Source organism: Castellaniella sp., assembly GCF_034007085.1.
In the GTDB taxonomy this organism is placed as follows: domain Bacteria; phylum Pseudomonadota; class Gammaproteobacteria; order Burkholderiales; family Burkholderiaceae_B; genus Castellaniella.
The window spans coordinates 1-5,517 of the sequence record NZ_JAVERO010000132.1; the positions used below are offsets into that span (position 1 = coordinate 1).

Below are 5,517 nucleotides of genomic sequence, written 5' to 3' on the forward strand. Positions count from 1 at the left end.
TGGGCTATGCGGCGGGCCTTGATGCGCCGGCCTGGGGCGGTATCGAGCCCTACGGTGAAACCGGCGGGCTGCAGGCCCAGGCATTGGGTGCGCTGGCCCGGCTGCTGGATACGCTGGATCGTCACTGGCGGCAGTTGAGCCGGGACGCCTCGCCTGCGCAATGGCTCGTGTTCCTGGGTGGACTGCTGGATGATTGTTTCCTGCCCGTTTCGGATGACGACGAGCACACGCTGGCGCGGTTCCGGGAAATCCTGCAGGATTGGGCCCTGTTGTGCGAGGCGGCCGGGGTCGACGAACCTGTGCCGGTGTCCATTGTCGCCGAGCATTGCCTGGGCCAGTTGGATCAGGCCGGACTGTCGCAGCGATTCTTCGCTGGTGCGGTGACCTTTGCCACTCTCATGCCGATGCGGGCCATCCCGTTTCGGCGCGTGTGCCTGCTGGGTATGCAGGATGGCGCTTTCCCGCGCCAGCGCGTGCCGGTCGATTTCGATCTGATGGCCTTGCATCCGCGCCCCGGCGATCGTTCCCGGCGTGAAGACGATCGCTACCTGTTTCTGGAAGCCCTGCTGTCGGCGCGAGACCAGCTGTATCTTTCCTGGGTCGGGCACAGCATCCACGACAATACGCCCCAGCCGCCTTCAGTATTGGTATCCCAGCTGATGGATCATCTGGACCGGGGCTGGCAGGCTGTGGACGGTGCCGGCGCCCTGTCCGCCGCCCTGAGCCTGCATCATCCCCTGCAACCCTTCAGCCGCCGCTATTTTCCCGTGCAGGCGCGCACAGGGCCCGGCGCGCTGTTCACTTATGCATCTGAATGGCGCAGTGCCCGCGAACCGGGCCATGCGGCAGCGCCCGCGCCGTCCTCCTTGCCGCCGCTGCAGTTGCAAGGATCCGTGCGTCTGGACGACCTGCGCCGGTTTCTCAGGCACCCCGTGCGCGCCTTCTTTCAGCAGCGCTTGCGTGTCTTCTTCGATGCGCCGGACCCGGATCTGGATGAAGACGAACCATATGTCCGGGACGGGTTGGGGCAGTGGCAGTTGCGTGCCGAACTGCTCGAAGCCTTGCGGCGCGCGCCTGATCCAGCCTCTGATCCCGACCCGATTTTCCAGGACTGCCTGGGCCACATGCGCCGGCGTGGCACGCTGGTTGCGGGTGCGCTGGGCGATGTGCTGGCGCAGGTTTTGTACGACAGCGCGCAGGCGACGGTGGAACCCTATCGTCAGGCCTGCGCGGCCTGGCCTGTGGTGGTGGACGAGCCTTTGCGCATGGCAAGCGCTCTCCCGGGCATGGGGCCGGGTTTCGAGGATACGCTGGCTGGCTGGCGTCGGGACCAGCAGGGCGGATGGGGCCGGGTCGTACTGCTTGCCAGCCACCTGGTGCGCGACAGGCATTACCGCATCGCCCCCCTGATGCCGGCCTGGCTGGATCACCTGGCTGCGCATGCACATGGCCGGAGCCTGACGACCGTGCTCGTCAGCCCTCAGGGTTGCGTGCGCTTCGAGCCGCTGGATCCGGATCAGGCCGCCGAGCAATGGCAGGCGGTGTGGCTTGCCTGGCAGGCCGGCATGCGTGTCGCGCTGCCGGTGGAAATCGATGCGGCGGGCGCCTGGCTGCGGGCTGGCGCCGATCCGGTTCCCGGAGGGGCGGCCTGGCGAGCAGCCGAAGATACCTACCTGAAGCGGGTGGACGATGATCTGTACCTGCGGCGCTGCTATCCTGATTTTTCCAGCCTGTGTGCCGACGGCGGTTTCTTCCATTGGGCCGAAACGCTGTACGGCGCGGCGGCGCGGGCGATCCTGCCATACCCCATTGCAAGCGAGGCCATGGAATGAACAGGCTGGACCAGACCATCCCCCAGGTCGATCCTCTGCGCTTTCCCCTGCGTGGCAGTCATCTGATCGAAGCCAGCGCCGGGACGGGCAAGACCTGGACGATCGCCGCCCTGTATGTCCGCCTGGTGCTGGGGCATGGTGGGCAGCGCCCGCGCCTGCCCACTGAAATCCTCGTCCTGACCTTCACCGAGGCCGCCGCCCAGGAACTGCGTGACCGGATCCGCAGCCGCCTGGCCGAGGCCGCCATCCAGTTCGCCCAGGGCGCGCAGGGGGAAATGGACCCATTCCTGGCGTCCCTGCGCCAGGAATGGCCGTCGGATCAATGGCTGGCTTGCGCCCGCACACTGGATCTGGCGGCGCAGTCCATGGATGAGGCCGCCATTTCCACGATCCATGCCTGGTGCGCCCGTGTCCTGCAGGAACACGCCTTTGACAGCGGCAGTCTGTTCGAGCAGCGCCTGGAGCCGGACCTGGGTGCCGAGATCCGGCAGACGGCCTGGGATTACTGGCGCACCCATGTGGCGCCATTGAACCCGGATCTGCTGGATGGGGTGCTGGCCATCTGGCCCGGACCCGATGCGCTGCTGAGCCTGGCCGGTCTGCTGACCCGCGAATCTCTGCCCGAGGCCACCGATGAAAGCCTGGCCGACGTCCTGGCGCGCCAGCGGGATCTGCGGCAGGAACGCCTGGCCGCCCTCAAGGCCCCCTGGGTCGAGCATGCGGACGCCCTGGAGGGCTGGCTGGTTTCATTGGGCAAGGACGTGAAGATCCGGTCGAGCGATCTGCGGCGTTGGACGCAGGCATTGCGGGACTGGGCGCGTGATCCTGACCAGGATGCGCCAGACCTGAAGACCGGATGGGACCGGCTGATACCGCAAGGCATCCAGGACAAGTGGCACGGTGACGGGGCCGCGCCGGCGCATCCTGCCAGCGCTGCGCTGGAGCGCCTGCGTGCCGATCTGGATGCGCTGCCTGCCGTGCGCCCGGTCCTGCTGCGGCACGCACTGGCCTGGATGGCCCGGCGCTTGCGCCAGGTATTGTCCGGCGCCGCATTGCTGGGGTTCGATGGCTTGCTCTTGAATCTGGATGCGGCGCTGGAAGGCGCCTCGGGTGCGCGGCTGGCGCAGACCTTGCGGCGGCAGTTTCCCGTGGTCTTGATCGATGAGTTCCAGGATACCGATCCGGTGCAGTACCGGATCTTCGATCGAGTCTACCGGGTCGCCGACAATGATCCAGAGACCACGCTGGTCTTCATCGGCGATCCCAAGCAGTCCATCTATGGTTTCCGGGGCGCTGACGTGCATACCTACCTGCGGGCCAACCGGGCCTGCGACGGGCGGGTGCTGACCCTGGGGCGCAACTACCGATCCTCCGAATCCATGGTCGAGGCCGTCAATCGGTGTTTCGCCCTGGGGGGGGCGCGGGCTTTTCCCACCGGGATTCCAGGGGCGAGCATTCCGTTTCATCCGGTCCAGGCGCAAGGGCGCCCGGAATGTTTCGAGATCCTGGGCCGCCCGGCATCGGCCATGCGCGCCTGCTGGATCGATCCGGTAGTGGCGGGCAAGCCTTTGTCCTCGACCCAGTACGAGCAGGCGGCTGCCGAACGCTGCGCCCGGTCCGTGGCTGAATTGCTGGCGCAGGGCCGCCGGGGCGAGGCGGGCATGCGCGATGGAGACCGCTGGACGCTGGTGCGACCGGCCGACATGGCCATTCTGGTCAATACCCATACCGAGGCGCGCGCCGTGCGCCGCGCACTGGCCGGGGTCGGCGTGCGCAGCGTCTATCTGTCCGAACGCGACTCCGTGTATGAATCGCCGCAGACGGCCGAAGTCATGCTGTGGCTGGAGGCCTGCGCGCGTCCCGAAGATGAGCGTGCCGTGCGAGCGGCCCTGGCCACCCCGGCATTGGGCCTGGACTGGCAGGCGCTGGATCGGCTGGTGGACGACGAACGGGCCTGGGATGCCGAGGTCGAACGGTTCCAGGCCTATCATCAGATCTGGCGGCAGCGCGGGGTGCTGCCCATGCTGCGCCGCTTGCTGCATGATTTCAGTGTGCCGGCCCGTCTGCTGGCCGACGGTTACGAAGGCGAGCGGCGTCTGACCGACTTCCTGCATCTGGCCGAACTGCTGCAGCAGGCTGCCGCCCATCTGGATGGCGAGCAGGCCGTGTTGCGCTATGTGCGCCGGCAGTCCCGGATGCCCCAGGGCGAGGATGACCGTCGCTTGCGTCTGGAAAGCGATGAGGGTCTGGTGCGGGTTGTGACCGTGCACAAGTCCAAGGGGCTGGAATATCCCCTGGTCTTCCTGCCCTTTGTCTGCAGGGCGCGGCCGGTCGAGGCGGGGCGGGGCCCTTATCTGTTGCCTGGGGAAACGGACCGGGAATGGGTCATGGAGGTGGATGCCGAGCAGCGGCAGCGCCTGGACCGTGAGCGCCTGGGCGAGGATGTGCGCAAGCTGTACGTGGCCTTGACGCGGGCGCGTCATGCGGTCTGGATGGCATTGGGCCCGCTCAGGACCGGGGCAGGCAGTGGCATTGGCCACTTGCTGGGTGATGACTTGCAGACGGGCTGGGACAGTCTGGTGCAGGCCCACCCTGGACTCATGGCCTGGGATTGCGTGCCGGCGGATCCGCCGGATCCGGCGCCGCTCCCAGAGGTGGCACCGGAAGTGCTGGGCGCCGCCCGCCATCTGACTGCGCCGGTGGTCGGGCAGCCCTGGTGGATTTCCAGTTATTCCGCTTTGTGCCTGGCCGACATGGCGGCGCCCGAGACCGCAGCCGAAGATGTGTTGCGTGAAGGCCGTCAGGCCGGTTCTGCGCCGGATGGCTGGCCATGGGATAGCGCGTCTCCCCTGATCGATTCCGCCCTGCAGGATTTCCCTCGGGGCAGCGGGGCCGGGACATTCCTGCACGGTTTGCTGGAATGGGCGGCACGGCGAGGTTTCCGCAACCTGGGCGATGAGGCGCGCGATCTGATCGCCCGGCGCTGCGCCGTGCGTGGCTGGGAGACGCATATCGATGCGTTGCATGGCTGGCTGTTGCGGCTGGCGTGCACGGACTGGCGGCCGGACCTGCCGGGCAATCCCGTACTGCGGCTGGACAGTGTGCCAGCCTGCCTGCCGGAAATGGAATTCTGGCTGCCGGTCCATCAGGTGGACATCGGGCGCCTGGATGCGCTGTTGCGCCAGGGGACCTTTGGCGGCGGCGCTCGCCCGGCACTGGCCGCGGGGCGTTTGAACGGCATGTTCAAGGGCTTCATCGATCTGGTTCTGCAGTCCGATGAGGGCCGTTACTATCTGATCGACTACAAGTCCAACGATCTGGGCCCCCACGAAGCCGATTACGCGCCCGAGGCGCTGGCGGCAGCCATGCGCATGTCCCGCTACGATGCGCAGATGCTGATGTACGTGCTGGCGTTGCACCGGCAGTTGCGCGCCCGATTGCCGGACTACGATTACGCCCGCCACATGGGGGGCGCGCTGTATCTGTTCCTGCGTGGCCAGGAAGCCCCCGGCCAAGGGCTGATGGCGTTGCGGCCTGCGCAGGATCTGGTCGAGGCGCTGGATGCGCTGTTCGACGGTGAGCCAGGGGAAAGGCATGATGGATGAGTGGCCCGATTGGCTGGCATTCGCGCAGCCGGACGAGGGCCTGCGCGATCTGGACGTGGCCTTTGGCCGCCTGTTGGCGC

At 67.3% G+C, this 5,517-nt stretch carries 1 protein-coding gene and 1 pseudogene; both read left to right on the forward strand.

The window, feature by feature from the left end:
- Nucleotides 1–1,832, forward strand: a pseudogene (locus RBR29_RS10160) (exodeoxyribonuclease V subunit gamma); the annotation flags it as partial.
- Nucleotides 1,829–5,437 (forward strand): exodeoxyribonuclease V subunit beta, encoded by a 3,609-nt coding sequence (gene recB, locus RBR29_RS10165; protein WP_320349015.1) that lies wholly within the window; start codon nt 1,829–1,831, stop codon nt 5,435–5,437. The pseudogene RBR29_RS10160 and the gene recB, both read left to right, overlap by 4 nt.
- The last annotated feature ends 80 nt before the right edge of the window (nt 5,438–5,517 follow it).

What these genes read in the sequence shown, in the direction of transcription:
- recB (WP_320349015.1), top strand. Translation starts at nt 1,829, where the DNA reads ATGAACAGGCTGGACCAGACCATCCCCCAGGTCGATCCTCTGCGCTTT.